The following is a 25,715-nucleotide window of genomic DNA, read 5'->3' as shown; positions in this document are numbered from 1 at the left end:
GTATAAGCAACCCAGTTGCAAGTGATAGTGAAATCAGACCGTCCTGATGCCAGACCAAATGAAACCCAAGCGTGTTTTCCTGCTGTTGCAGGGGCCCCATGGCCCGTTTTTCAGCAAGCTGGGCAATATGCTGCGCCAAGCCGGGTGTGAAGTCTGGCGCGTGGGGTTCAACGCGGGCGACGCCGCCTTCTGGCGTGACGGGGCGCATTACATTCCGTTTCAGAACAGTCTGGATCAGTGGCCGAACCGGTTTAACAGCATCATCAACGACAAGGGCGTTACCGATATTGTCATCTATGGCGATACGCGGCAAGTCCATGCAATTGCGGCGGAACAGGCCCGCGAACGCGGTCTGACCGTCCATGTGTTCGAGGAAGGCTATCTGCGCCCCTATTGGATCAGCTATGAACGGGATGGATCGAACGGGCATTCGGCCCTGATGCAGACCAGCCTGACGGATGTGCGCGGTCAGATGACCCAACGCGATATGGCCATCCCCGAGGCCCCAGGGCTTTGGGGCAGTCTGCGGCGGCATATGTTCTATGGGGCTTTGTACCACGGCTTTATTCTGTTCTTTAATCAGGGCTACAAGGCCTATCGCCCCCATCGCAGCCTGTCTGTGGCGGCTGAATTTCGGCTGCACCTGCTGCGATTTCTGCTGCTGCCGCTGCACGCGGCAGAACGGTTTGTCGAAACGACCCGCGTCAAGATGGGCGGATTTCCTTATCACGTCGTCCTGCTGCAACTGGAACATGACGCCAGCTTTCAGGAACATTCGCCTTTTTCCACCATGTCCGAATTTCTAGAAATCGTAACACGCGGCTTTGCGGAAAGCGCCCCCAAACACCACAGACTGGTGTTCAAAGCCCACCCACTGGAAGACGGGCGGGTTCCCCTGCGAAAGATGATCCGCGCCATGGCCCGCGATCACGGCATAACCTCTCGTGTTCATTATATCCGCGGGGGCAAACTGGCCCGGCTCTTGGATCACGCTCGCACCGCGATCACCGTTAACTCAACCGCCGGGCAACAGGTGCTTTGGCGCGGCATACCGCTTAAGCTGTTTGGCCGCGCAATCTATGACAAGCCAGAACTGGTGTCAGATCAGCCCCTTCCTGAATTCTTCGTACACCCACAACGTTCCGATAACGAAGCCTATGCTCTGTTCCGGCGCTATCTGTTGGAAACATCGCAAATCCCAGGCAGCTTCTATTCCGCCGCGGGCCGCAGGCAGGTCCTGCGTCAGGTGGTCGACATGATGCTGTCGCCCCACGATCCATACACGCTGCTGAAACTGGGCCGACCCGCCCCGCGGGAATATTTGCGCATGTTGCCGCAAAAACCGCGCTGAGTGGGCAAATGGTTTTAATCCTTGTCTATTGAGTCAGATACCGAATACTTATAGGAAAAACTGCAGCAAATGCGTAAAGGCAGGACAGGACAGTGAAAGCAGACATGCGACGCAGCGCGCAACTTATCCTTGTGTTTTTGTTGACATTGTCTGTGGCGGCCTGCGGATTGCCCCGATCCGGCCCGAACAAATCCGAACTGACGCGCGAAGATCGCGACGGTGGCGTGAACGCCATTATCGTCGATGTGGATGATACCGTCACCCGGCACGCCAATGTCATTCCGCAGTTCGGCTTTCCCAATTCATTCAAGAATGCAGGCATCGTTGGGTCCGATCTGATCAGCCCCGGCGACGTGCTGGGCCTGACGATCTGGGAAAACGTCGATGACGGTCTGCTGGCCGGTCAGGGTCAGAACGCCACGATCCTTGAGGAAGTGCAGGTCGACGGCAATGGCAATATCTTCGTGCCCTATGCCGGTGTGCTCAAGGCGTCTGGAAAAACGCCCGAACAGCTACGCCAGTTGATCACGCGTCAGTTGAACGACCAGACCCCTGACCCCCAGGTGCAAGTGCGCCGTGTGGCCGGGGATGGTGCGACCGTAACGCTGTCCGGGGCCGTGGGCGCGCAGGGTGTCTATGCAATCGAACGACCGACGCGCAAGCTGTCGGCTATGATTGCCCGCGCAGGCGGTATTCTGGGCGAACCCGAGATCGCGCAGGTCGTCCTGGTGCGTGGCGGCACGCGGGGACGTGTCTGGTTTACCGATATCTTCGAAAATCCCGAACTGGACATCGCGCTGCGCAGTGGCGACCGTATTCTGGTCGAGGCTGATACACGCCGTTACACCGCGCTTGGCTCGACGGGGGCGCAGACGCTTGTGCCCTTTGACACACAGGAACTGACAGCACTTGAGGCCCTGGCGCAGGTCGGTGGCCTACAAAGCAATTCCGCCGACCCGACCGGCCTTTTCGTGCTGCGCGATGAACGCGTGGATGTGGCCCGCACCCTGACCGGCCGCAGCGATATTCAGACCACGCAGCGCATGGTCTATGTGATGAACCTGACCGAACCCAACGGCCTGTTTTATGCGCGTGATTTCATGATCCGCGATGGCGACACTGTTTATGTGACCGAAGCGCCGTTTACCCAGTGGAACAAGATCTTCTCGGCCCTGACCGGATCACTGGCCCAGGTCAACACGATCAGCAACATTGGAAACTAAGTGGCCGACGACGACGCCACGCGCCACAGTCTTTATGTCTACAGCGGCGGGTTCCTGACGCAGTCGCGCATCCGCCGCATTCTGGACCTTTCGGGCTATGACATTCAGCTTGGCAAACCCGGCCCCGACGACCTGATCGGCGTCTGGGGCCAATCGCCCACCGCGCCCCGGGGTCAGGCTGTATCGGACTGGACCGGCGCCGGGATCGTAAGGGTCGAAGACAGCTTTCTGCGATCCGTCCATCCCGGCCGCGATGGGGAACCGCCCATGGGGCTGACCATCGATCACAGCGGTCTGCATTTCGATCCCGCGCAACCGTCTGATCTGGAAACGCTGCTGGCCACAGATCCACTGGACGACACCGACCTGATGAACCGCGCCAAGGATGCCATCGGCCATATGAAAGAGGCGCATCTGTCGAAATACAGCGCTTTTGACCCCGACCTGCCCCCACCCGACCCCGGCTATGTGTTGGTCATAGACCAGACCGAGGGCGACGCATCCGTCACCTGCAGCGGCGCGGACAAGGCGATGTTTCAGGAAATGCTGGTCATCGCGCAGGAAGAAAACCCCGGCTGCCCGGTTCTGATCAAAACCCACCCCGAAACCACTGCGGGGCATCGCTCGGGGTATCTCAGCACGCAAACCGAGACCGACCGCATCAAAATATGTGATCAGCCGCATTCGCCCTGGGTCCTGTTCGAAGGGGCCGTCGGCGTCTATACCGTCAGTTCGCAATTGGGGTTTGAGGCGATCTATGGCGGGCATAAGCCCAAGGTTTTTGGCCAGCCCTTCTATGCGGGCTGGGGCCTGACCGATGACCGCAACCCGGTCGCCCGCCGCGAACGCAAACTGACCCACGCACAGCTTTTTGCGGGTGCGATGATACTCTATCCCAAATGGTACGATCCTTACCGCGACCGCCTGTGTTCGCTGGAAGAGGCGATCAATACGCTACAGGCCCAATCCCGCGCCTGGCGCGAGGATCGTTTTGGGTGGGTCGGCCATGACATGCGCCTGTGGAAGCGCCCGCATTTGCAACGCTTTTTCGGCCAGACGCGGCGGATGATCTTTGACAAACCCAACAAACAGGACCGCCGCGAAATGGTCTGGGCCAATAAATGGCAGGCTGATCGACCACAGGCGACGCGGCTGGAAGACGGCTTTCTGCGATCCCGCGGGTTGGGTGCCGAACTGACCCCACCCCTGTCGCTGATCTGCGATCAGCGGGGCATTTACTATGATCCCACGCAGGAAAGCGATCTGGAACTGCTGGTCGCCTGGCGCGAAGACCTGCCAAGCTGGGCGCGCTATCGGGCCGAGGCGGTGATCGCCAGCATAACACAGCTGCAGCTGAGCAAATACAACCAGGGCGGCGATCTGCCTGAACTGCCCACAGGGCGCCGCATTCTGGTGCCGGGTCAGGTGGAAGACGATGCCTCGATCCTGACAGGCGCGGGTGAGGTCAAAACAAACCTGCAGCTTCTGCAAAAAACCCGAGAACTGAACCCGGATGCCGCCATCCTTTACAAGCCGCATCCGGATGTTCTGGCTGGCTTGCGCGACGGCGGGGTGGATGCCTCTGCCGCGCAAGAATACGCGGACATCATTCTTGAAAACATCAATCCCATCAAGGCGATAAAGGCCGCAGATGAAGTCTGGACCATGACATCCCTGATGGGGTTTGAGGCGCTGTTGCACCGCGTTCCCGTCACCTGTCTTGGCGTGCCGTTCTATGCGGGCTGGGGTCTGACGACCGATCTGGCACCCACACCACCCCGACGCCGCGCCCGGCCCGATCTGACAGCATTCGTCCACGCCGCCCTGATCGACTACCCGCGCTATCACGACCCGGTCACCAACCAACCTTGCCCGATTGAGGTGATCATCGAACGGCTGGCCGACAACACCGTCCCCCTGCCCGGCCCCGCAAACCGTATTTTGTCGAAACTTCAAGGAATCTTCGCCAGCCAGGCCCGCTTGTGGCGCTAGGTTGTCGTCCTCGAAATCTGCAATGTATTTGATTAGAACTGAGGGCAGCGCTCGGCCCGAGGGTGGGCGTGAAGCGCCCGCCCATGGGGGCGGGTCGGGCGCTGCCCGGTGGTGCCCACCGGGCAATATCGGCGAGCGAGGCGCCTAAATTCAATTACTGCGGGGTCGACTCTCTATACGACCTTGCGGCCAAGAAAAGCTTCTCCAAAACGTCTGCATCCCCGATCTGGTTCGCCATCATCAGCACCAGCCGCGCGTTCAGGGCGTGGCTTTCCGCCTCGTTTAACCCTTCATGCGTGGCCATCAGCGCGGCGTAGACTGCATCGCCATCGGCCCCCAGATTGTCATGATCCATTGGCGTATTCCCTTTCCAGTTCACCGCAGGCCCGCCGAAGGGCTTCGCGCACACTGTCTGCATCCGGCGCCCGAAAAGCTGCAGCAACATGCCCATCGGGACGGAACAGATAGGCCATGCCGGTCCCGTAACGCTCTGTCGCGAAGCCATCGATGTCCTGATAAACCGGGTAATTCTGTGCCCCCTGCCCGACGCCGATCCGTGCCAGCCCATCGACATCCGGCAGCACCACATCGCCAAAGCCCAACAGGCAGAACCGGCTCTGAACAACGTCGATCAACCACGCATCGCCCAAGGGCGCGTCTGGCATCGCGCCCCCGGGGCGCACCGGCGTGTCCGCATCGGTCTGCAACGGCAACCCGGCCAGGGACCCCGGCATCGACAAACGGCCCGAGTTGATCAGCCGCCGCGCAAAGGGCATGTCGTGGGCCAGTCGCAGGACCTCTTGCCGGAACAGCGCCTCAATCGGCGACTTTGGCGTCATGAAGTTCGTGGCCCGCGACGAATTCAGGATATTCTCATCGCAACACTGCCGCCGTTCCTGATCGTAGCTGTCCAGCAGGCTGGCATCGGACTGCCCCTGCACCACCCGCGCCAGTTTCCAGCCCAAGTTATCGACATCCTGAATACCACCATTCCCGCCCCGCGCACCAAAGGGGCTGACCACATGGGCGCTGTCCCCGGCAAAGATCATGCGGCCGTGGACGAATTGATCCAGCTTGGCACAGCGGAATTTATAGACGCTCATCCAATCCAATCGAAACGGCCGGTCGCCCACCATCGCGCGGATGCGGGGGATGACCTTTTCCTCGGTCGCCTCTGCCTTCGGGTCGGTGTCGGGGCCCAATTGCAGGTCGATGCGATAGATGTTGTCAGGTTGACGGTGCAGCAGAGCGGACTGGCCGTTGTGAAAAGGCGGCTCAAACCAGAACCAGCGTTCGGGGGTATCGGTGCCAAAGGGGCTGTCGTCCATCTCGACATCGGCGATCAGGAAATGTTCGTCGAATGTCTGCCCGTCAAACCCCAGCCCCATCCGTTTGCGCGTGGGCGATCCGGCGCCGTCGCAGGCAACGCAATATTGCGCCTCAAGCTGGTACGATCCATCCGGCGTCTCAACGGTCAAGGCCACATGGTCGCCGCGATCCTGATGGTCTGTGACCGCGTTCTTAAAGCGCAGATCGATCAGGTCAGGGAAGTCCCGCGCGCGGTCGATCAGGTATTCTTCGACATAATATTGCTGCAGATTGATGAAGGCGGGGTATTTGTGGCCGTCTTCAGGCAGCAGATCAAAGGCATAGACCTCATCCGCCCCATGAAACAACCGCCCCACCCGCCAGGTCACGCCCTTGGCCAACATCCGTTCACCGACGCCAAGGCGGTCAAAAATTTCCAGCGTCCGCTTGGCCCAGCAAATAGCGCGGGACCCGAACGAGACGACGTTGTTGTCGTCCAGCACCACGCTGCCAACCCCCTTGGTCGCCAGATCAATCGCCAAAGCCAACCCAATCGGCCCCGCCCCGATGATCGCCACCGGATGGCGCGGTTCGGGTCCCGTCAGGCCGGGGGGCGTGATGTAGGGAAAGGGTCTGTAGTCATAGGGCATCTGATCCCCCGTCAGATGATCGGCACAAATGGCACCCCGCAACCGGTCAGCGTGAGAAGTGCCAAGATCGCCAGAATAGCTTTTATTTTCATGATATTACCCTTGCTTTCACTACGGTTCACCACTGCAGCATAGAAAACTCGCCCGGTGGGCGCCACCGGGCCGCGCCGACCCGCCCCCCAGGGCGGCGCGATTGCGCCACCCTCGGGCCGGCGCTACCGGATTTCTAGTGTCGAATGGAACAGCAAGGCTATCTTCTAACCAGCAACTTCTGCTTCCTTGTAAACATTTGTCTGAACATCTGTCTCGAAATCCGCTTCCTGCTCCACGCGCGTTTCGGCTGTATCGATCTTCTGAATAGATGCCGCCAGAAAACCGGATGCGGCTAACGTGGGAACGACCCAAACCATCTGCCCGGTAAGATAAGCAGCGGTGTAGGAGGGCAACAAAACGACCGTAGCCTTGACTATGGCGACTTTGAATTCGGTCCAATCGATCATGCCTATCCTCACTGCAGGTTCGTGACATTGTCATCCTTTTAGTTGCTTAACACTCAGTTAAAATCCACGTCATCACCCCTGCAAATCCTCCCACATCTGTTTGTCCCGCTCGGCCGTCCAGATGCGGGGGGTGTCGATGCCGCGAGCCTCGTCATAGGCGCGGGCGACGTTGAAGGGCAGGCAATGTTCGTAGATCGCGTAATCGCCGAACTTCGCGTCACAGGCATCGCGCACGGCTTCCATCGCGTCTTTCAGCGACCCGCCACGCGCGGCGACCTGAGCGGCGGGGCGATAGGTGCTTTGGACGAAATCGCGGGTGTTCTCAATCGCGGCACCCACCATCTGATCGCCAACCAAAGCATCGCCGCGCCCCGGCGCAATAGACTTTGGCTGATATCCCGCCACCGCATTCAGAGTACGACCCCAGTCGGCGAAATGCCCATCCCCGCAGTAGCAGGCCGAATGATATTCGACGATATCGCCGGTAAACATCACCTCGGCATCGGGCACCCAGATCACGGCGTCGCCCGCCGTATGCGCACGGCCCAGGTGCATGATCTCGACCTTCCGGTTGCCCAGATAAACCGTCATCCGGTCGCTGAAGGTCGTCGTGGGCCATGTCAGGCCGGGGATTTCTTCGTGCCCCTGAAACAGACGCGGAAAGCGTTCGAATTCACTGGCCCAATCCTCGGCCCCGCGTTCGACGACCATGGCGCGGGCTTTGTCCGACATGATGACCTGCGGCGCGCCATAGGCACTGGCCCCCAGAACCCGGACCGCGTGATAATGGGTCAGCGCCAGATGCGTGATCGGTTTGTCCGTCACCCCGCGAATGCAGTCGATCACCTTGCGCGCCAGCCGCGGCGTCGCCTGCGCCTCAACTACCATAACGCTATCGTCACCGATGATCACGCCGCTGTTCGGATCGCCCTGGGCCGTAAAGGCATAAAGCCCCTCGCCCACCTCGGTGAAACTGATCTGCTTTTCTTCCATATCGTCCGCGCTTGCGAATGCTTTGCTCACTGCCGTACCTCCATTAATTCAATCCTGTTCCCCGCTGGATCGACACTGAAAAAACGTCGAATATCGGGAATTTTAGTATCCCAAGTTACTGCAAGGTTTCGCTGTTCGAATCGCGCTGCCAAGTTATCAAGGTCATCCGTGCCAAGTGCAATATGCGGCTTTTTCTGCGCAACAAAGCTATCATCAACGCCGAAATGTATATTCATCATGCCAGCCTTGACCCAAAACCCACCCCTTGCTTTCAATGCATGCGGCTTTTCGACCTCAATCATGGCAAGCACATCAAGATAGAAATCACGCATGGCGTCTGTATCATCCGCGCGCATCGACAGTTGCACGTGATCAACAGTCTTGATCATCATTGCTTCACCTCTGGTTTTCCATACTCGACAACTCCCTCAGATATCGTGAACGCTGTTCGACATGACAAAACGTATGCTTCCCTATTGGATCACCGCCGCACTTATTATGGCCATGGCCGCCGTCCTGCTTTGGATGGGCCGCGAACCAATGTGTAAATGCGGCACGATCAAGCTGTGGCATTTCGAACTGATGTCGTCCGAAGGATCGCAGCACATCATCGACTGGTACACGCCGTCGCATCTGATCCACGGCTTTCTGTTTTATGGCGCGCTTTGGCTGGTCGCGCGGCGCATGTCGGTGGGCTGGCGGCTGGTGATCGCGACCGTAGTCGAGGCCGCGTGGGAAATTGTCGAAAACACCAACGCCGTCATCGAACGATACCGCGAGGTCACGATCTCGCTTGATTATTACGGTGACAGCGTCGTCAATTCCGTGTCCGATATGGCAGCAATGCTGATCGGTTTCTGGCTGGCGCGGCGCCTGCCGGTCTGGGCCAGCATCGGAATTGTGATCTTTTTTGAGCTCCTGACACACTGGTTGATCCGCGACGGTCTGGCGCTGAACGTGCTGATGCTGATCTATCCGCTGGATGCGGTCAAAGACTGGCAAGGCGCGCTGTAGGCTCATAGCGCACGCACCGTCTGGCTGATTTCCCCAAAGATGGACTGACCCGTGTAATCCTCCATCCAGATTTTCACGTGATCGCCCGGTTGCAGAAACGGCGTCTTTGGCGCACCATCCAGGATCGTTTCGACCATCCGCTGTTCGGCGATGCACGAATAGCCCGCCCCGCCCTGATCCACCGGTTTGCCGGGGCCGCCGTCCAGCTTGTTCGACACCGTCCCCGACCCGATGATCGTGCCCGCCGCAAGGGGCCGCGTTTTGGCGGCATGGGCGATTAGCGTCGGGAAATCAAAGGTCATATCAATGCCCGCATCCGCACGTCCAAAGGGCTGGCCGTTCAGATCCACCTTGACGACACCATGCAGCTTACCGCCGTCCCATCCCGGCAAGGCATCGGGGGTAACGGCCAAGGGGGAAAAGGCGCAAGGCGGCTTCGACTGGACAAAACCAAAGCCCTTGGCCAGCTCACCCGGGATCAGATTGCGCAGGCTGATATCATTGCACAGCATCACCAACTTGATCGCGCCTGCCGCCTCATCCCGACTGGCGCCCATCGGTACGTGGCCCGTGATCACCGCCACCTCAGCCTCAAAATCGATCCCCCAGGCCGGATCACCGACGATGTCGTCCGTAGGGTTCAGGAAGCTGTCCGAACACCCCTGATACATCAGCGGATCGGTCCAAAAACTGTCCGGCATCTTCGCCCCCCGCGCCCGCCGGACCAGTTCGACATGGTTCACATAGGCCGAGCCATCCAGAAACTGATACGCCCGCGGCAGGGGTGACGAAAAGATAAAGTCCTTAAACATCGACCCGTGATTGTCCAGCACCTTGCCAAATCCACGATCCAATGCCTCTTGCAGCGAGCGCCTTTCGCATGTCGCAACAAGTGTCAAATCATTCGAAACGGCTACAAGAAAACCGTCGGCGTTGAAAAAGGACTCTTCTTTACTGTCAGGAAGAAAAAGTGATCCGTACTTCATATGCCTTCTTCTTGGTTAAAATACTCCGGGGGCGTGGGGGCTGGCCCCCACATACACTCAAAGAAATCACTTCTCACCCGGCGTACCGTCGAATTTCTTTTCAAGCCCGTCCCAGCAATCGATATAATCATCCTGCAACGGCGCCTCAGTCGCCGCAAACTTGGTCAGGTGCTGCGGAAACCGTGTCTCAAACATGAATGACATCGTGTTTTCCAGCTTCTGCGGCTGCAGATCAGCATTCGATGCCCCCTCAAACGCGGGCTGATCGGGACCATGGGGCAGCATCATGTTATGCAGGCTCATCCCGCCGGGCACAAACCCCTTGGGCTTGGCGTCATAAATTCCGTGAATATTCCCCATCAGCTCGGACATGATGTTCTTGTGATACCACGGCGGGCGAAAGGTATTTTCGGCCACATTCCAACGATCACGAAACAGCACAAAATCGATATTCGCCGTGCCCTCCACCCCGCTTGGCGCGGTCAGAACGGTGAAAATCGACGGATCGGGATGATCAAACAAAATCGCCCCCACCGGGCTAAACGTCCGCAAATCATATTTACAGGCGGCATAGTTTCCATGCCAGGCCACCACATCCAGCGGACTGTGATCGATCCAGGTTTCATGAAACTGTCCGCACCATTTGATCACGACACGGGACCGGGCATCGCGATCCTCAAAAGCAGCAACCGGTGTCTTGAAATCCCGCGGGTTGGCCAGGCAGTTCGCGCCAATCGGACCGCGGCCCGGCAGATTGAACTTTGCGCCGTAGTTTTCGCAGACAAACCCACGGCAAGGCCCTTCTAGCACCTCGACCCTGAACAGCATGCCGCGCGGCAGAATGGCGATCTCTTGCGGCTCCAGATCAATGATCCCCAGCTCAGTCGCAAAGCGCAGCCGCCCGTCTTGCGGCACGATCAGCAGCTCACTGTCAGCGGAGTAGAAGTATTCGTCCTGCATCGACTGAGTGATCAGGTAAATATGCGCGGCCATGCCGACCTGAGTGTTCACATCCCCCGCCGTCGTCATCGTCCGCATACCTGTCAGGAACGTCAGCGGCGCATCGGAATGGGGCACCGGGTCCCACCGATATTGGCCCAGACTGATGACATCAGGATCAACATTCGGCGCGCTTTTCCAATAGCTTAGATCAATCTTTTCAAAGCGCCCCGTGTGTTTGACCGACGGGCGGATGCGATAACACCAAGTGCGTTCATTCTGCCCCCGAGGCGCGGTGAATGGTGTGCCGGACAGCTGTTCGGCATATAGCCCATAGTTGCACTTCTGCGGGCTGTTCTGACCCTGCGGCAGCGCGCCGGGCAGCGCCTCGGTCTCAAAATCATTGCCAAAGCCGGGCATATAGCTTGGCTTCAACAGCAGTGGCTGATCGCCTTCAGCCTCTACCAACGTCGCAGACTGATCATTCATATCGCGGCCCTCCCACAGCACTCCGCTAACTGTTGCATTTGTAACTAACAAGCCCTAAGTCAACCCCATGCACCCGGATGACTTCGACCTGACCGATTTTCTGCCCTATCTGCTGAACCAGGCGGCCGAGGAATGCAGCCTGGCCTTTCAGAAACACTACAAAGACCGCTACGGCATGCTGCGCACCGAATGGCGCGTTCTGTTTCACCTTGGTCGCTTCGGCACCCTGACCGCCCAGGAAATCAGCGCGCGGTCCAAGATGCATAAAACCAAAATCAGCCGAGCGATCACGAAACTGGAACACCGCCGCTGGCTGAAACGCGACACCGATGCAAAGGATCGCCGACGTGAACTATTGCAGCTAACGCCCTTAGGCCAAAAGGTTTATCACGATCTGGTCCAGGTGGCCCATGACCATCAGCTAGAGTTGCTGGGGCAATTCAAAATGACCGACGCGAAAGCGCTGCAAGATATGTTGAAAAGGCTGGCGAGGCTGCAATAGGGGTGTTGAAGTAAGCCGACACTGTTTCTCTAAACAGTATTAGTCGCCAGTATTGAAGAAAGTTAGAGCGTTATGACAGCAACAGGAATACTGATCGGGATTTTGGCAGGCATTGGCATTATTGCTATAGTTGTTGTCTTGGCTGCAGTGATTATAGGGCGAAAACTACAGTCAGAGTTTAAAGAGGTTTCCGGTAATCACACAAATAAAGACGTGGGATTTTCAACCCTAAAGCAGAAAGTGCCCGATCTGCTGCATAGCGCTCCAAGGGGGTCATTTGTTTCTGCTGTCTTTCCTATTCCAACGATCGAAGTTTTTGTAAAGGTAAGCGGAAGGAAGGCGAACAAGAACTCGTATCAACTTGAAATACGGATGGGCTATAAACGTTTCGATCATCTTGCATTGATCGAGAAAACCCTTGCAGAGCAATCAGTCAAATTCGAAAGAATTCACAAAGGTAATGGTTCAATCAAGTTAATTTCCGAGAAGGTGGATGAGACGGATGAACTTCTCGAAATCTGCCGAACACTCAAAAAAGTTGTTATGTTCGACCTGAACGACAACAGTATAACTGTCGCTGCAAGTATTCGGAAAAGCGAAGATCGTTGAGTTTGTACAATGATGGTATCGAAAAGTTGCGGTACATCAATACGGCTTAACCGCACGACACCGGACGTTTCTCATCGATACTGAGAATATCTTTGTCCTACTGCCTTTTCAGTTTGAACTAAATTATGTGCGGCCTCATCCAAAAACAAAGCGGGGCTCACCCATGTGGGGAACCCCGCTTCTTTGTCACCGGTGACACTGAACGCGCTGTGATCAGGCGTCCAGCAGTTCAATTAGTCGTCGTCTGAGATGATGCCGGCTTTACGGCCATCGTCCGAACGGTCCATATCGATGCTTTGGGTCGACACGATTTCTGAACCGCCTTCAAAGCCGAAAGCGATACGATCATCACCGTCCTGTGCGGCTTTCAAAGAAGCCAGTTCATTCAATGTGAATTGACCAGGCTCAACACCAACTGAACCAGCCAGTTTGTCGTTTGCCAGTGCAGGTGTTGCCAGTGCGAAAGCGATAGCGGCGATTGCGAAGTTACGTGTCATTGGTCTTCCTTTCTATGTCCCGCGGGGATTGCGGGTGCTATATATTGACCCTTATGGGCCGTTGATTTGGCGGGTGGATCGTTGTGATCCGCTCGTCGGATGAGATACATTTGGGGTCGTGCCAAAAATTGAGTACTGGCGAAAATGCGACTGCCCATTGTGCAAAATCGCACATCACACGCGCGTGAAATAAAAATCCGTGAAAAAGGGCAAAATAACCCAAAGAAAAAAGGTGTTTTGCGATGTGCAGTTCTGCATTGTTACAAAAATACTGTGATCCGGCGTCAATACTCACAAACTGCGTGAGTAACGTGAGGTCAAATAAAATGAAAAGCGGCCAAAATTATCCAGTCTGACGGTGTTTTTGCATCGTTCTGGACATCTGAAACGCTTTGCCTGACCACTCCCGCGCGATGGTGACCCGGCATTTACATGTCAGATGTGCAGAAAAATGTTTTAACGGTCTGTTTACTGCAGAATATAAGGCTGCCGAAGCCAATCCTGCAGCGCCTGAGTTGTGGCCTTGGGCTTTTCCAGCGTGGGCAGATGGCCTGCACCCTCGATAATCTTCAGCTTGGCATGCTCGATCAGTTCGGCCATGAATTCGTGCCGCTTGACGGGCGTCATGGTATCATGTTCGCCGCACAGGATCAGAACCGGGCACTTCAACTGACGCAAGGTCTTCTGCTGATCCTTGCGTTTCTGCAGGGCGCGGCTTTGGCGGATAAAGACCTCGGGGCCGAGGGCTGTTGCCATGTCGATGAAGGTATTGAGAACATCAATCCTATGCGGCCCCGGAGCCAGATATTTCGGCTGCATGACCTCGCGCATGACCTCGACAAGCTGACCGGTCTTGGCGCGCACGATCTGCGGTTCGCGTTCGGCGGCCACGGCGGGTGTTTCTGCCAGCGGGCTGGTGTCCAGCAAAGCGATGCGCGTCACACGGTCAGGCGCGCGGCGCTGCACCTCCATCGCGACGATGCCCCCCATCGACAGACCGCAAAGCGCAAACTTCGCAGGCGCCGCGCTGAGGATGTCTGATGCAATCTGTTCAATCCGTTCGCCCTGCGTGATGGGTGACACCATAACGGGACGCTCGGCCGAGATCACATTGATCTGATGGAAAAACAGCCGCGCGTCACACATCAGCCCCGGCAATAGAACCAATGGTTCATTCATCGCGCCCTGACCCCACAAGCGCAATGTATGTACCTAAACTGATTGGGATAACCCATTCCCCGCCCCCAAGCTTATCCGCATCTCTATATCCCAAGTCGAAAGACCCAGCCAACCCTAATTCCGCAATTGGAAACCTGTGGTTAGGGGGATATGGTTAAAAACTGCCGATTAGATTGCGGTGTGCAGGCAAAGAAGATTAGGCTACCAAAACTTATAAGAGATGGTCAGATAAAGCTTCTTTAGTTTAGGTCCACCGGGAAATGCAACATTGGTACCAGCGCCAATCGCGAAATCCTTCGTTATCTTAAAATCACCACCAAAATAGATATCCGAGAAACCTTTATTCAGATCGCCATTCGCACCACCCTTCAGGTTCAGGCGATCCATTGCCAGGTTATCAATCGTGAACCCAAGAGAGACGCCAGCATCGGTTGCAAGCTCACCCGTCAGGGCAATATCTTTCGCCATGTTTAGTTTAGTCTTAGTTTTTAGAAGGTTATAAGGCGCACTCTCACCGTCTTTGATCTCGACACCTGAACTTCCGATGAAGTATAGCACCATATAAAGATTGCTAGAGCTGTCGCTTAAGGATATTTTGTCTGTCTCATACTGGGCAGAAATGTAAGACTTCGAACTCTCCTTGCCGTCTTTCAACGGATATTTGTTATAGATCGTTGCGTCAAGTGTAACTGGCTTTGCAAATCCAAGATCAACTTTTGACTGATACTTGGTCTGGAAATAACTATACCCGTCGTCATATCCGACAGTGTTTTCCAGCTTGTTCAGTTGATCCTTCTTCGCGGGCTTCGATGCAGATTGTTTCGCTGTTGTATCTGCCCCCTGATAATCCACTTTGGGCAAACCAAATGAAAAGGTCTTGCTTTCAGTTATTCCAAGATTGGATTTAAATCTTTTGATCAGCGGCATCAGGCGCATGCTATTTGCAAGCGAATTTGCGGCGAACCTGACCGATATGTCGGCACAGTTCATCAGATCTCCCCAGATCATCCAAGTGGATCGTTTCAGATACTCGATAGGCTGTTTGATAAGCCAGCCAATAACAAACTTTTCCTGAAAATCATGAAGACCTTCGAGTGTCTTCAGGTTGTCATTTCCGCTGATGGATTTTTGCTGGGTAAAACCGTATGGCATTTTGCAATCCTACTTTCAATCTGACTATGAAACCGGGCTGAACTTTTAAAAAATACAAAATCTTTGCAATCACACTACCCTTAGTCGGCTAACCTATCAATCGCCTTAAAGACGTTTTATCAAACTTTCACATACGCCCCTACAGCGGCTGCAAAAGGCCATCACAAAGACGGCCCGTTGCATAAGATCGCTGCTCAGGGGCGCGCGTTTTCCAGGAAGTCGGTGATGTGCGATGCAAGTCGTGCGCCAAGGTCGTCCAGGCCTGCACCTTTCAGCGCGGGGAGGTCGGGTTGATACAGTTCTGCCTGTTTGGCCTTGATCATCGCGCGGATGCGGTCGCCGACCTCGACCGGGTCGCCGGGTTTGTCCATACCGGGGATCCAGGTGATGTCCCATTTGCCGCGCTGCGCGACGCCCAGGGTGCGCTGAACCTCGGCGTGGGTCAGCACCGTTTCGCGCGTGATCTCGATGGCGTAGGTATCGGCATATTCCGCCACCATCGCGACAAAGGCATCCAGCTGCTTTTCAGTGATGGGGGACTTGCCCTTGGCAAAGGGCCGTTCGCGCGCCCCGCTCATCGCGGCCATCGACAGCCCGATCGACCCGGTGTTCAGCGCGCGTGTGTGGGCGGCATAATGGCCGTCGCGCGTGGATTCATTCGCCTCGGGCAGCTTGTCGCCCTGCACACGGGTGCCGTCGCCTTCGACAATTTCATGATAGTGTTTGCGGTCAAGACTATTGGCGGAATGACCACCGGCGGTCCAATGCATAATGATACGTCTTAAAGACATGGGAGATTTCCAATCATTTGTTTCAATAGGTTCAAAAATACAAAGTTCAAAAAAGCGAACGGGCGAAAAATGCCCCTTCAGCTTCAGAAATTAACACAAATCGCCATCTGCGCCAAGTCCGCAGGCTGAAGTAAGACTTCAGGTATCGAATTAATAATTCAACATCAAAGGCATCAACGAATTCGCCCGGTGGTCACCACCGGGCAGCGCCCGATTCCGCCCAAAAGGGCGGGCGCTTCTAACCCACACACAAGCCATGCGTCGCCCTGTAGTTTTAATGGGGTGTTGCCTAATAAATGTAGACGACGCTTAAGCCGCGTCGTCCTTTCGGCTGCGGCCCGACAGATACCGCTTGATCGCGGCAATCGCAGCCACCGCCAGAACGATGCCGCCGGTGATCTGATTGCCGGTCACGGGGGGCGCCGCTGGCACTGCCGGTCCGGGATTATGTCCGATCACCTGGATGAAATCATCCGGATCGATGTCCTTCGTCAGTTCCTTCAGCCCCTTCTGAAAGCCCTTCATCAGCGACCGGTTGGGGTTATTCGGAACGCCCATCGCATTGCGCATCTTGTCCAGCGCATCCAGCAGATCATCGACCTGAGCGTTCAGGCGGTTGACATTGCCCAGTCGGTCCTTGCGGCTTTGCACCTCGGGATAGCTTTTGGGCCGCCCGTGCCGATAGGCGACATTGTGATATTGCGACGCCAGATCGCGCTGCATCAGCGTCAGCTGGCGTTCCCATCGATCCAGTTTGCGGATCAGTTCATTATAGGAATGTGTGTTCTTGTCGGGTGAATCGTTGACCTTCAAGGCCAGCGTATGCGTCTTGATCTGCCCCTCGATATGGCGCAGCGTGATGATCCATGCTTCGAAATTCATGAACAGCCCCTGAAATGAGTGATCTACAACGACAACTATACCTTAAGTAAAGCGACGTTTTTACGTCGGGGCAATGGGGTTTGTCTATAATTTGTGAAACCAGTCCAAAATGGCCTGTGTGGCGGGCTGCGTTTGCGACGGGCTGAAGATATCGCCCATGATCAGGTGATGGTTGGGGTCGTCGTCGGGGCCGGTTTCCCAATCGATAAATGTCACGGGGCCGCCCCATCGCCCGAAATAGCGGCGGGCATCGCGGGTGCTGACGACCTTGTCGCGGTCATCGGCGATGACAAGGGCGGGCGTCTTGATGCGGTGGGCGTTCACACGCCAGGCCGTCCGCACCGCCTGACGCATCGTAAAGACGGCGCGCGTGGGAAAGCGGGTCGTCCAATAGGCCTGATGCTGGTCCGACATCACATCGTATCCCTGTTCGCGCCCAACCAGCAGATGCCCCCAGCGTTCGATCCCTGGCAGCGACAGCAACACGCGCAGCATCCGCCGCGACAGGCCAAAATTCGGCGCCACGAAGACAGCCCCCAGCACGGCGCGGTCGGTCGGATTGTCAGACAGCAGCATCGGCACAAGGGTGCCACCGGTCGAACAGGACAGGATCAGAACCTTTTCCCCGATGACATTTCCGATCGCAATGGCCTGCCGCGCGTCGTCCATCCAGTCGCCGAAACCGGCCTGCCCCATGGCCGCACCGTCCTGCCCATGGCCCGCCAGCCGCGTATAGTGCAGATTGGCCCCCAGCGCCTGGGCCACCAGATCAGGAACCGGGCGGATTTCTTCGGACGTGGCGGAAAACCCGTGGATATAAACAACCGCAATATCGGTTTTCGATTTGTCAGGCCTGGCCCAGATAACGCGCTTTTCGACGCCGTCGCGCAGGTTGGGCACATTGGCCTCGGTCGCGCTTAGATACTTATCAACCTGTTCTGTTGTTTCAGGAAATTCCATGCCTCACCGCCGGACGATATATCAAAACCAATCCCGCTATCGCTACAGCAAGGATCGCGGCGGGGGCAAGGGTCATTGACACATGCAGCGCCGTGACGGCCGCATCGGTCTGGTCAACGCGGCCTTGCGTCGTCTCTTGCCAGCCATAGGCGGCCAGGATCAGCCCCAGCACCTGCGGCGCCAGGGCGTTGGCCAGTTTTTGACCGAACAGCCACAGACCGCTGAACGCGCCCTCGATCGTTTCGCCGGTCTCAGCCGCGGTGATATCCATCAGGTCGGGGTACATCGCCCAGGGGATTTGCTGATAGGCGCCATTCGTCATCCCCGCCAGTACGAACATCCCTGCAATCGCCGTGACATTGACCGATGGCAGTTGCGTGAAGAGCGCGATCAGCAGGATGATATAAAGCGCCAGCCCCAGAACCAGCGCGTTCAGCTTGCCCAGCCGCGCCGACACCCAGACCCAGACCGCCTGGCTTAGGATCGACCCCACGACAAAAGCCGCAAACATCAGCGACAAAACTGACAGAGCACTCGCCGCCCCCGATAACAGTGTCTGCCCGTTGTCCAAAATCAGATAAAGCGCGGCAAAGGGCAGACCCGCGGTGATAATCGCAATCGCCAGCGTCATGACGCCGTAAAGCAACGTCAGTCGGACAAAAGCGCCATTTGCGAACACCAGTTTGAAGTTGGCCCCGATGCTGCCGATCGACGGGCTGGCGTGACGCGGCGCGCGGCGTGTGGCCCAAAGCGACAGCCAGATCGCCGCGATGATCAGGGGCGCGACGGCCATCGCCGCAGTCACATGCCCCTGACGGCTGTCCCCGGCAATCAGCGGGATGACCGCGCCCCCAATCAGGATCCCGACCGAGGCAAACCCCATCCGCCAGGCCGTCATCTGCGATCGTTCTTGTGGGTTCGTCGTGATCTCGCCCACCATGGCGCCATAGGGGATCGCGACCATGGTAAAGCCGATGGTGGCCAGCACAAAAAACGCCCCCACCCACAGCATGTTGCCCAAGGTCGAAAACCCCTGCGGCACCGCGAATATCCCGATCATGCAAAGGGCCAGCACAACCGCGCCCACAAACATCCACGGTGCGCGGCGGCCCCAGCGGCTGCTGGTGCGGTCCGACAGATAGCCGATCAGCGGGTCCGAGATGATGTCAAAGATCAGAACCGCCGTCGTCAGACTGCCCGCCAGCGCGATGGGCACGCCAAGATAGGTATTCAGAAAAGCCAGAACCAGCAGCTGTTTGACGACGACAAAGACGGCAATACCCATGTCAGCCAGACCCCAACCGGCCTTCTGACCCAAACTCAATGACACGAACCAAACCTCCCGCAGGTCAATCTGAAAACCGGGATAAACGAAGGTAAGACGATATCAACAGTTTCGTTGCGCTCCGTGCTGTTTGGGGGCGCTGCCCCCGCGCCTTTCTGGGCTCCGCCCGTTCGGGCCTGAAACGCTCTCCCAGAGCGTTTCCAAGACGGCCCTCACCCCCCGGAGTATTTTGGGAACAATAAAGCACATGCCAGCACTTTATTGTTCCACAAATACTCAAACCCCACCGTACGCCACTATAAGCAGACGTTAGCCTCTCTCGCGTAAAACCCCATCCCACGACGTCGGACATAATGGTTTTTCGGAACTTGCCCTTTGGATTAAAGCCCCAAAGCGCAAGCCACCTGCAAAATCATGCATGAGATCAAAAGGTGGGGGCGTTGCGACCCCTTTCCGGCAGACCGACCCAACAGGGTGGCGCCACCTTTCTTAATCAGAACAGACCCAGACCCCTGCCCGGCAAAAGGCCGCGCGGGGCCAGGGGCGTTTGTCACGACTGTTCCGCAGGCGTCAACCGATAGATCGCGCTGTTGCCGACCGAGATAAACCAGATCGACCCATCGGGCGCCTCGCGCACGTCGCGGACGCGGGCGGTTTCGTCACCTTCGATCTGTTCGACCTCACGTACATTATCGCCGTCAAGCCGGCTGATATAGCTGAACTTCAATGCCCCCACGAAAATATTACCCCGCCATTCGGGCCAGAGCCGCCCGGAATAGACCATCATGCCCGACGGCGCGATGGACGGGTCCCAGTAATGCGCGGGTTGCTCCATGCCTTCCTTGGCCTGTCCTTCACCAATCGGCAGGCCGGAATAATGCCGCCCATAGGAAATCACCGGCCAGCCATAGTTCGCACCGCGGCGGACCAGATTGACCTCATCCCCGCCGCGGGCGCCGTGTTCGTTGACCCAAAGGTTACCCTGCAAGTCCAGTGCCGCGCCTTGCGGGTTGCGGTGGCCATAGGACCAGATTTCAGGCTGCGCGCCGTCCTGTCCGACAAAGGGATTATCTGCAGGCACCGACCCATCGCGGTTGATCCGCAGGACAGACCCGTTGTGATTGCCAAGATCCTGAGACGAGGGCCGGTCGCCCCGGTCGCCCACGGTGATGAACAGCGTACCATCTGTGGCCTCAACCAACCGGCTGCCGAAGTGACGGCCGCCGCGGGACCCAGGCTCAATTTCAAAAATCACTTGGGTGTTTTCCAGTCGGTCACCGGCCGCGTTCAGCGTGCCCACCGCCACAGCAGTGCCTTCGCGGCGACCCTGAGGTTTGGCAAAGCTCAGATAAATCTGCCGCGTCTGCGCAAAATCGCGCGGCACAAGCACGTCCAGCAGACCGCCCTGCCCTTCAACCCTGATTTCCGGCAGACCACCGACCTGAACCCGGTTGCCCTGACCGTCATAGCGCCACAGCCGCCCGTCGCGTTCGGTCACCAGAAATCCGCCATCCGGCAGGAACCCCACAGCCCAGGGCGCGTTCAGTTCGCTGGCCATTTCGGTCACCTGAAGGTCACCCTGACTGCTGCTTAACGCCAGTGCAGGTGCCACCAACAGCGCAAAAACCGTACCCAGAATAAATCTTCGCATGGATTGTCCTCCATAGGATCCGTGTCTTTGATCAGATATGCGCCAAATCGCGTCTGTCCATGCCCCTGACGCGGACGTGAGCCACCAATTCCACATAGTTTCTCTTTTCAAGCGCGTTCGGTCGGCATAGGGTTCGGCTGAATTAAAGACCAAGAACAGGGAGATTACCGTATGAAAAAACTGCTTATGGCGACTGCGCTGACAGCGGCCAGCGTGACCATGGCCGCCGCTCAGGATCAAGAGGTCAAGCTGGGGGTCATTCTGGGCTTTACCGGCCCGATTGAATCGCTGACCCCGTCCATGGCCGCCGGTGCCGAACTGGCGATGGCCGAGGTGACTGAATCCGGCCTGCTTCTGGGGGGTGCGACCGTGACGCCCGTGCGCGCAGACTCGACCTGCGTTGACGCTGCTGCTGCGACCACGGCTGCCGAACGTCTGATCACGTCGGATGGTGTCAGCGGCATCATGGGGGCGGATTGTTCCGGCGTGACCGGCGCGATCCTGGCCAATGTCGCGGTTCCGAACGGCGTCGTTATGATTTCGCCATCGGCAACCTCACCCGCCCTGTCAACTGCCGAAGACAACGGCCTGTTCTTCCGCACAGCACCCTCGGACGCGCGTCAGGGCGAGGTTATGACACAGGTTCTGGTCGACCAGGGCATCAATGAAGTCGCGCTGACCTATACCAACAATGACTATGGCAAGGGGTTGGCCGACAGTTTTCAGGCCGCGTTTGAGGCCGCCGGTGGCATCGTGACCATCAGTGCCGCACATGAGGACGGCAAGGCCGATTATACCGCCGAAGTCGCAGCCCTGGCATCCGCTGGTGGCGAACGTCTGGTCGTCGCAGGCTATGTCGATCAGGGCGGGTCTGGTATTGTGCGGGCCGCACTGGATACAGGTGCCTTTGATACCTTCCACTTCCCCGACGGCATGATCGGCGAAGCGCTTGAGCAGAACTTTGGCGATGAAATCGAAGGGTCAACCGGTCAGCTGCCGGGCAGCGACAGCCCCGGCACTGCGATGCTGGCCGAACTGGCGGGCGACGCTTTTGACACAACATCAGTCTTCACGCCTGAATCCTACGACGCGGCGGCCCTGCTGATGCTGGCGATGCAGGCGGCCGGGTCCTCGGACCCCAATGACTATAAGGACCACGTCATGGATGTCGCCAACGCCCCCGGCGAACAGATCTTCCCGGGCGAGTTGGGCAAAGCCCTGCAAATCCTGGCTGATGGCGGCGAAATTGACTATGTCGGCGCCACGGCGGTTGAACTGATCGGCCCCGGTGAATCGGCTGGCAACTATCGTGAAATCGTCATAGAAGGCGGCGAAATCACAACAGCGCAGTATCGCTGATACCGGATCGGGCAGTGCGCCAGCCGCGCTGCCCCCCAACAACAAAAGCGCATCGACAAGCGCGGTAAGGAATTAACGATGATCGTCGCCCAGGACGTTCACAAGCATTTTGGCGCTTTTCGCGCTGTTGATGGCGCGTCAATTGAGATCAGGACAGGATCAATCACCGGGTTGATCGGGCCTAATGGCGCGGGAAAATCCACACTTTTCAATGTGATCGCGGGCGTTCTTGAACCGACCTCGGGCCGTGTCACGATGGATGGCGAAGATATCACCGGCCTGCCCCCGCATGAACTGTTCCACAAGGGCCTTCTGCGCACCTTCCAGATCGCCCATGAATTCAGCAGCATGACCGTGCAGGAAAACCTGATGATGGTCCCCGGCGGTCAATCGGGCGAGGCGCTGTGGAACACATGGTTTGGCCGCAAACGCATCGCAGACGAAGAACGCGCGCTGCGCGCCAAGGCTGATGAGGTGCTTGAGTTTCTGACCATCGACCACCTGACCCATGAAAAGGCAGGCAACCTGTCCGGCGGCCAGAAAAAACTGCTGGAACTGGGCCGCACGATGATGGTCGATGCCAAAGTCGTCTTTCTGGATGAGGTCGGCGCAGGCGTGAACCGCACGCTGCTGAACACGATCGGCGACGCGATTGTCCGGCTGAACAAGGAACGCGGCTATACCTTCTGCCTGATCGAACACGACATGGATTTCATCGCCCGCCTTTGTGACCCTGTCATCGTCATGGCCGAAGGCAAGGTCCTGGCCCAGGGCAGCGCCGACACCATCATGCAAAACGAACAGGTGATCGAGGCCTATCTGGGGACCGGGCTGAAGAATAAAACGCAAGACGCCGCGGCAGAGGCCTGACGTTCATTTGTTATCAATTTCAGGAGCTTTTGACATGATGTTAAACCAAAAACTGATTGCCGCACTGGGCCTGACCCTGACGCTTGGTACCGCGGCCCTGGCCGATATCGTCGGCACGGCCGTTGTTGACGGCAAAAAGGTCGAGCTGAACAGCGACGGCACCTGGGCCTATGTCGAGGCCGCCGATAGTGACTGCCAGACGCTGCACCCGATTTTGTCGTTCTGCGGCGATCCCGACATCTGGGTTTCCGGCCAGCCGCCGAATGCCGATATCATCGCGCAATACCGCTATGACGACCGCCACTATGGTCAGTTCATCGTCGAAGCCCTGGGCGCCAATGACGGTATGTCGCTGGAATTCATGCGCGATGCGGTTTTGCAGAATGCCGCGGCGGCCTCGGGCGTTCCGGTCAGTCAGATCGAGGTGCTTGAGGTCACTCCGGTCGAGTTAAGCGGTCAGAGCGGCGAACAGATCGTCTACAAGGTGCGCCTGAACGGCCTGCCGATTGTGATGGCCAACAGCGTGCTGGTCAGCGACAGCCACACCGTGCAGGCTATGACCTTTGCCATCGGTCAGGAGTATTCGGTCGAACACCGGTCGCTGAACCGCACCTTTATGGAGCTGACCGAACTTGACAACTGACCCCTTTCTGATCGGAGACACCATGTCGGGCGGCTATGGCAGCGGGCCCGATATTTTGCATGGCTGCACGATTGCCGTGGAAAAGGGCGAAATCGCCGTGATCGTCGGCCCCAACGGCGCAGGCAAATCCACAGCGATGAAAGCCGTCTTCGGAATGTTGAACGTGCACGACGGGGCGGTGCGGCTGGCGGGCGAAGATATCACCAGCCTGACGCCCCAGGCCCGCGTGGCCAAGGGGATGGGCTTCGTGCCGCAGACGAACAACATCTTCACCTCGATGAGTGTTCAGGAAAACCTGGAAATGGGCGCCTTTCTGCGCCGCGACGATATCGGTGATACGCTGGAACAGGTCTATACCCTGTTCCCGATCCTGCGCGAAAAGCGCAATCAGGCGGCGGGTGAACTGTCAGGCGGCCAGCGCCAACAAGTCGCCGTGGGCCGCGCGCTGATGACCCAGCCCACTGTGCTGATGCTGGACGAACCCACCGCGGGCGTCAGTCCGATTGTGATGGACGAACTCTTTGACCGCATTATCGAGGTCGCGCGCACAGGCATCAGCATCCTGATGGTCGAACAAAACGCCCGCCAGGCGCTTGAAATCGCGGATAAAGGCTATGTCCTGGTCCAGGGCCGCAACGCCTTTACCGGCACCGGAAAAGACCTGCTGGCCGATCCAGAGGTCCGTAAGAGCTTTTTGGGGGGATAGATTTGAGACATATTTTAGCTGCCTTTTTCCTTCTGCTTGGACTTTCTATAGCGAATGCAATGGGTCCAACGCGCGAAGAGCTTTTGCAACAGGGTTTTGAACCGCTTCTTTGCACATTTACCGAAAGATGTCCCTTGGGACAGAAATGCCACAGGGTTAATCTCAACATAATATTCTGGCACAATGATGCGGAAAACAGAGCCTTTCGCGATGGGGGGGTATCAATGGACGAAGCCATCGTCATGCGTGATCAGGATCGTCCTCGCAGCATCGCACGCTCATTCCTGATACCACTGCGACAAGGCGCAGCCGCCCATCTGACGCACTTCTATTCTGGTGGCGCTATTTATTCGATACAATACGAAGGTAGCCCTGCAAGCGGACAGTTTTTGCGTGGCGATTGCAGTAAATCTACACTGCCTATAAGCTGATACATCAGTTTATTAACCTGAATGCAGTTCGCCATTCTTTACCCGTTAAGAATTGTGGCACCTGTCGCAGCATTCCAGTACCACCTGAAGCCGCCCCAAAACCGCGCCCCTCGATCGACGAGATGATGCCGCAAGCGCCATATTCCAAACGCAGTCGACCGCTGGTGTCAGTTTTGCCTTGGTTCAACGCTGCAAGATTTTTTGAGGTAGCATAATATGATCACCGCAACATCAATTATTGGTATATTTTCAATGGCAATTCTATCAACAGATACATTCGACCTGCATGAACACGACTATTTGACATGCACATTTACACATGCTGTTGCTGGCGAAGAAAAAAAGTCGGGCTTTGAGCCGGTGCATTTTTTTCTGGCTTTGAAAACACTTCCTGAACTGGATGGACATATATCATGGCAAGGCACTGATATGGTCGGACTGACGAACAGCATTGTACCCGGATCCGCAGAATTATATCCAAATGTGCGCAATATTCTCAGCCACTATGTTGGACATATGGGCGATGATATTAACGTACTCGGCCAGATATATGAGGTCGACAGCGGCCAGCCCGGGGCCAGGTTGTTTTCGTGGGAATGGCTGACAGATCGCCACCGAGAAGTTCTTGAGGTCTTTGCCGATGGACAGGTGCGACTTTATCTTTTGGGAAAAGAAGAAGCTGGCGGCGCACATTACGCCGGTACTTGCGAAAGTGGCCTATATTAAGCGTACTCATGACAATAAACTGATACG

General features: G+C 57.0%; 27 protein-coding genes. 12 read left to right on the top strand and 15 right to left on the bottom strand.

What is annotated here, in order from left to right:
* Positions 1–46 precede the first annotated feature (46 nt).
* The 3 genes from H7848_RS06365 to H7848_RS06355 all read left to right on the top strand — a co-directional run bounded on the left by H7848_RS06365 (position 47) and on the right by H7848_RS06355 (position 4,566).
* Entirely contained in the window at positions 47–1,351 is a 1,305-nt protein-coding gene (locus H7848_RS06365) for a capsule biosynthesis protein (RefSeq protein ID WP_237072613.1), read from the top strand.
* A 92-nt stretch (positions 1,352–1,443) separates the two neighbouring features.
* Complete coding sequence (locus H7848_RS06360) at positions 1,444–2,574, top strand: polysaccharide biosynthesis/export family protein (protein ID WP_473774351.1); 1,131 nt, start codon at positions 1,444–1,446, stop codon at positions 2,572–2,574.
* On the top strand, positions 2,575–4,566 hold the full coding sequence (locus tag H7848_RS06355; protein ID WP_208349131.1) for a capsular polysaccharide biosynthesis protein: 1,992 nt from the start codon (positions 2,575–2,577) through the stop codon (positions 4,564–4,566).
* 154 nt (positions 4,567–4,720) lie between these two features.
* Here H7848_RS06355 and H7848_RS06350 read toward each other — a convergent pair whose 3' ends face one another.
* From H7848_RS06350 to H7848_RS06330, 5 genes are all read right to left on the bottom strand, one after another.
* The gene (locus tag H7848_RS06350; protein WP_208349129.1) at positions 4,721–4,921 is read right to left on the bottom strand and encodes a DUF2783 domain-containing protein; all 201 of its coding nucleotides are present in this window, start codon (positions 4,919–4,921) and stop codon (positions 4,721–4,723) included.
* Positions 4,911–6,524 carry an FAD-dependent oxidoreductase gene (locus H7848_RS06345; protein ID WP_208349128.1) on the bottom strand — a complete coding sequence of 538 codons (1,614 nt, stop codon included), beginning with the start codon at positions 6,522–6,524 and terminating at the stop codon, positions 4,911–4,913. The genes H7848_RS06350 and H7848_RS06345 overlap by 11 nt, the downstream gene beginning before the upstream one ends.
* A 257-nt stretch (positions 6,525–6,781) precedes the next feature.
* Positions 6,782–7,024 carry a hypothetical protein gene (locus H7848_RS06340; protein ID WP_208349127.1) on the bottom strand — a complete coding sequence of 81 codons (243 nt, stop codon included), beginning with the start codon at positions 7,022–7,024 and terminating at the stop codon, positions 6,782–6,784.
* 72 nt (positions 7,025–7,096) lie between these two features.
* Positions 7,097–8,047, bottom strand: coding sequence for an MBL fold metallo-hydrolase (locus tag H7848_RS06335; protein ID WP_208349126.1), 951 nt, complete (start codon positions 8,045–8,047; stop codon positions 7,097–7,099).
* Complete coding sequence (locus H7848_RS06330; RefSeq protein WP_336512070.1) at positions 8,044–8,406, bottom strand: VOC family protein; 363 nt, start codon at positions 8,404–8,406, stop codon at positions 8,044–8,046. The genes H7848_RS06335 and H7848_RS06330 overlap by 4 nt, the downstream gene beginning before the upstream one ends.
* Positions 8,407–8,470: 64 nt before the next feature.
* Here H7848_RS06330 and H7848_RS06325 point away from each other — a divergent pair, with 64 nt between their 5' ends.
* On the top strand, positions 8,471–9,031 hold the full coding sequence (locus H7848_RS06325) for a DUF2585 domain-containing protein (protein WP_208349124.1): 561 nt from the start codon (positions 8,471–8,473) through the stop codon (positions 9,029–9,031).
* 2 nt (positions 9,032–9,033) lie between these two features.
* Here H7848_RS06325 and H7848_RS06320 read toward each other — a convergent pair whose 3' ends face one another.
* Together H7848_RS06320 and hmgA are read right to left on the bottom strand one after the other, a co-directional pair.
* Entirely contained in the window at positions 9,034–10,017 is a 984-nt protein-coding gene (locus H7848_RS06320; RefSeq protein WP_208349123.1) for a fumarylacetoacetate hydrolase family protein, read from the bottom strand.
* 66 nt (positions 10,018–10,083) lie between these two features.
* Complete coding sequence (hmgA, locus tag H7848_RS06315; protein WP_237072624.1) at positions 10,084–11,376, bottom strand: homogentisate 1,2-dioxygenase; 1,293 nt, start codon at positions 11,374–11,376, stop codon at positions 10,084–10,086.
* 136 nt (positions 11,377–11,512) lie between these two features.
* Between hmgA and H7848_RS06310 the strand changes: the two genes are divergently transcribed.
* Positions 11,513–11,947, top strand: coding sequence for a MarR family winged helix-turn-helix transcriptional regulator (locus H7848_RS06310; RefSeq protein ID WP_208349117.1), 435 nt, complete (start codon positions 11,513–11,515; stop codon positions 11,945–11,947).
* Between the two features lie 72 nt (positions 11,948–12,019).
* Positions 12,020–12,556, top strand: coding sequence for a hypothetical protein (locus H7848_RS06305; RefSeq protein WP_208349114.1), 537 nt, complete (start codon positions 12,020–12,022; stop codon positions 12,554–12,556).
* A 233-nt stretch (positions 12,557–12,789) separates the two neighbouring features.
* Here H7848_RS06305 and H7848_RS06300 read toward each other — a convergent pair whose 3' ends face one another.
* From H7848_RS06300 to H7848_RS06265, 8 genes are all read right to left on the bottom strand, one after another.
* Complete coding sequence (locus tag H7848_RS06300) at positions 12,790–13,053, bottom strand: hypothetical protein (RefSeq protein ID WP_208349112.1); 264 nt, start codon at positions 13,051–13,053, stop codon at positions 12,790–12,792.
* A gap of 468 nt (positions 13,054–13,521) precedes the next feature.
* On the bottom strand, positions 13,522–14,232 hold the full coding sequence (locus H7848_RS06295; RefSeq protein ID WP_208349109.1) for an alpha/beta fold hydrolase: 711 nt from the start codon (positions 14,230–14,232) through the stop codon (positions 13,522–13,524).
* Positions 14,233–14,433: 201 nt separating this feature from the next.
* Complete coding sequence (locus H7848_RS06290) at positions 14,434–15,384, bottom strand: hypothetical protein (protein ID WP_208349107.1); 951 nt, start codon at positions 15,382–15,384, stop codon at positions 14,434–14,436.
* Between the two features lie 194 nt (positions 15,385–15,578).
* Complete coding sequence (locus tag H7848_RS06285) at positions 15,579–16,175, bottom strand: peptidoglycan recognition protein family protein (protein ID WP_208349105.1); 597 nt, start codon at positions 16,173–16,175, stop codon at positions 15,579–15,581.
* Between the two features lie 309 nt (positions 16,176–16,484).
* Positions 16,485–17,057 (bottom strand): hypothetical protein, encoded by a 573-nt coding sequence (locus tag H7848_RS06280; protein WP_208349103.1) that lies wholly within the window; start codon positions 17,055–17,057, stop codon positions 16,485–16,487.
* A gap of 84 nt (positions 17,058–17,141) precedes the next feature.
* Positions 17,142–18,017: an alpha/beta hydrolase gene (locus H7848_RS06275; protein WP_208349101.1), complete on the bottom strand. Its 876-nt coding sequence runs from the start codon at positions 18,015–18,017 to the stop codon at positions 17,142–17,144.
* The gene (locus tag H7848_RS06270) at positions 18,004–19,347 is read right to left on the bottom strand and encodes an MFS transporter (RefSeq protein ID WP_208349099.1); all 1,344 of its coding nucleotides are present in this window, start codon (positions 19,345–19,347) and stop codon (positions 18,004–18,006) included. The genes H7848_RS06275 and H7848_RS06270 overlap by 14 nt, the downstream gene beginning before the upstream one ends.
* A gap of 505 nt (positions 19,348–19,852) precedes the next feature.
* Positions 19,853–20,953: a PQQ-dependent sugar dehydrogenase gene (locus H7848_RS06265; RefSeq protein WP_208349098.1), complete on the bottom strand. Its 1,101-nt coding sequence runs from the start codon at positions 20,951–20,953 to the stop codon at positions 19,853–19,855.
* Positions 20,954–21,124: 171 nt separating this feature from the next.
* Here H7848_RS06265 and H7848_RS06260 point away from each other — a divergent pair, with 171 nt between their 5' ends.
* The 6 genes from H7848_RS06260 (at position 21,125) to H7848_RS06235 (ending at position 25,688) form a co-directional block, all read left to right on the top strand.
* On the top strand, positions 21,125–22,312 hold the full coding sequence (locus H7848_RS06260; protein ID WP_208349096.1) for an ABC transporter substrate-binding protein: 1,188 nt from the start codon (positions 21,125–21,127) through the stop codon (positions 22,310–22,312).
* A 78-nt stretch (positions 22,313–22,390) separates the two neighbouring features.
* Positions 22,391–23,182: an ABC transporter ATP-binding protein gene (locus H7848_RS06255; protein ID WP_208349094.1), complete on the top strand. Its 792-nt coding sequence runs from the start codon at positions 22,391–22,393 to the stop codon at positions 23,180–23,182.
* A gap of 34 nt (positions 23,183–23,216) precedes the next feature.
* Entirely contained in the window at positions 23,217–23,825 is a 609-nt protein-coding gene (locus H7848_RS06250) for a hypothetical protein (RefSeq protein WP_208349092.1), read from the top strand.
* 22 nt (positions 23,826–23,847) lie between these two features.
* Positions 23,848–24,531: an ABC transporter ATP-binding protein gene (locus H7848_RS06245; RefSeq protein ID WP_208349244.1), complete on the top strand. Its 684-nt coding sequence runs from the start codon at positions 23,848–23,850 to the stop codon at positions 24,529–24,531.
* 2 nt (positions 24,532–24,533) lie between these two features.
* Positions 24,534–24,962 (top strand): hypothetical protein, encoded by a 429-nt coding sequence (locus tag H7848_RS06240; protein ID WP_208349090.1) that lies wholly within the window; start codon positions 24,534–24,536, stop codon positions 24,960–24,962.
* A gap of 216 nt (positions 24,963–25,178) precedes the next feature.
* On the top strand, positions 25,179–25,688 hold the full coding sequence (locus tag H7848_RS06235; protein WP_208349088.1) for a hypothetical protein: 510 nt from the start codon (positions 25,179–25,181) through the stop codon (positions 25,686–25,688).
* The last annotated feature ends 27 nt before the right edge of the window (positions 25,689–25,715 follow it).

This window comes from Pseudaestuariivita rosea (genome assembly GCF_017592335.1).
Classification (GTDB): domain Bacteria; phylum Pseudomonadota; class Alphaproteobacteria; order Rhodobacterales; family Rhodobacteraceae; genus Parasulfitobacter; species Parasulfitobacter rosea.
Note: the sequence above shows the minus strand (reverse complement) of the source record. Positions and strands in the feature narration are given on the sequence as shown.

Excerpts from the sequence above, each read along its gene's own strand:
- H7848_RS06365 (WP_237072613.1), top strand. The coding sequence starts at position 47 with ATGCCAGACCAAATGAAACCCAAGCGTGTTTTCCTGCTGTTGCAGGGG.
- H7848_RS06350 (WP_208349129.1), bottom strand. The coding sequence starts at position 4,921 with ATGGATCATGACAATCTGGGGGCCGATGGCGATGCAGTCTACGCCGCG.
- H7848_RS06345 (WP_208349128.1), bottom strand. The coding sequence starts at position 6,524 with ATGCCCTATGACTACAGACCCTTTCCCTACATCACGCCCCCCGGCCTG.
- H7848_RS06340 (WP_208349127.1), bottom strand. The coding sequence starts at position 7,024 with ATGATCGATTGGACCGAATTCAAAGTCGCCATAGTCAAGGCTACGGTC.
- H7848_RS06330 (WP_336512070.1), bottom strand. The coding sequence starts at position 8,406 with ATGATCAAGACTGTTGATCACGTGCAACTGTCGATGCGCGCGGATGAT.
- H7848_RS06325 (WP_208349124.1), top strand. The coding sequence starts at position 8,471 with ATGACAAAACGTATGCTTCCCTATTGGATCACCGCCGCACTTATTATG.
- H7848_RS06320 (WP_208349123.1), bottom strand. The coding sequence starts at position 10,017 with ATGAAGTACGGATCACTTTTTCTTCCTGACAGTAAAGAAGAGTCCTTT.
- hmgA (WP_237072624.1), bottom strand. The coding sequence starts at position 11,376 with ATGCCCGGCTTTGGCAATGATTTTGAGACCGAGGCGCTGCCCGGCGCG.
- H7848_RS06310 (WP_208349117.1), top strand. The coding sequence starts at position 11,513 with ATGCACCCGGATGACTTCGACCTGACCGATTTTCTGCCCTATCTGCTG.
- H7848_RS06305 (WP_208349114.1), top strand. The coding sequence starts at position 12,020 with ATGACAGCAACAGGAATACTGATCGGGATTTTGGCAGGCATTGGCATT.
- H7848_RS06300 (WP_208349112.1), bottom strand. The coding sequence starts at position 13,053 with ATGACACGTAACTTCGCAATCGCCGCTATCGCTTTCGCACTGGCAACA.
- H7848_RS06295 (WP_208349109.1), bottom strand. The coding sequence starts at position 14,232 with ATGAATGAACCATTGGTTCTATTGCCGGGGCTGATGTGTGACGCGCGG.
- H7848_RS06290 (WP_208349107.1), bottom strand. The coding sequence starts at position 15,384 with ATGCCATACGGTTTTACCCAGCAAAAATCCATCAGCGGAAATGACAAC.
- H7848_RS06285 (WP_208349105.1), bottom strand. The coding sequence starts at position 16,175 with ATGTCTTTAAGACGTATCATTATGCATTGGACCGCCGGTGGTCATTCC.
- H7848_RS06280 (WP_208349103.1), bottom strand. The coding sequence starts at position 17,057 with ATGAATTTCGAAGCATGGATCATCACGCTGCGCCATATCGAGGGGCAG.
- H7848_RS06275 (WP_208349101.1), bottom strand. The coding sequence starts at position 18,017 with ATGGAATTTCCTGAAACAACAGAACAGGTTGATAAGTATCTAAGCGCG.
- H7848_RS06265 (WP_208349098.1), bottom strand. The coding sequence starts at position 20,953 with ATGCGAAGATTTATTCTGGGTACGGTTTTTGCGCTGTTGGTGGCACCT.
- H7848_RS06260 (WP_208349096.1), top strand. The coding sequence starts at position 21,125 with ATGAAAAAACTGCTTATGGCGACTGCGCTGACAGCGGCCAGCGTGACC.
- H7848_RS06255 (WP_208349094.1), top strand. The coding sequence starts at position 22,391 with ATGATCGTCGCCCAGGACGTTCACAAGCATTTTGGCGCTTTTCGCGCT.
- H7848_RS06250 (WP_208349092.1), top strand. The coding sequence starts at position 23,217 with ATGATGTTAAACCAAAAACTGATTGCCGCACTGGGCCTGACCCTGACG.
- H7848_RS06245 (WP_208349244.1), top strand. The coding sequence starts at position 23,848 with ATGTCGGGCGGCTATGGCAGCGGGCCCGATATTTTGCATGGCTGCACG.
- H7848_RS06235 (WP_208349088.1), top strand. The coding sequence starts at position 25,179 with ATGATCACCGCAACATCAATTATTGGTATATTTTCAATGGCAATTCTA.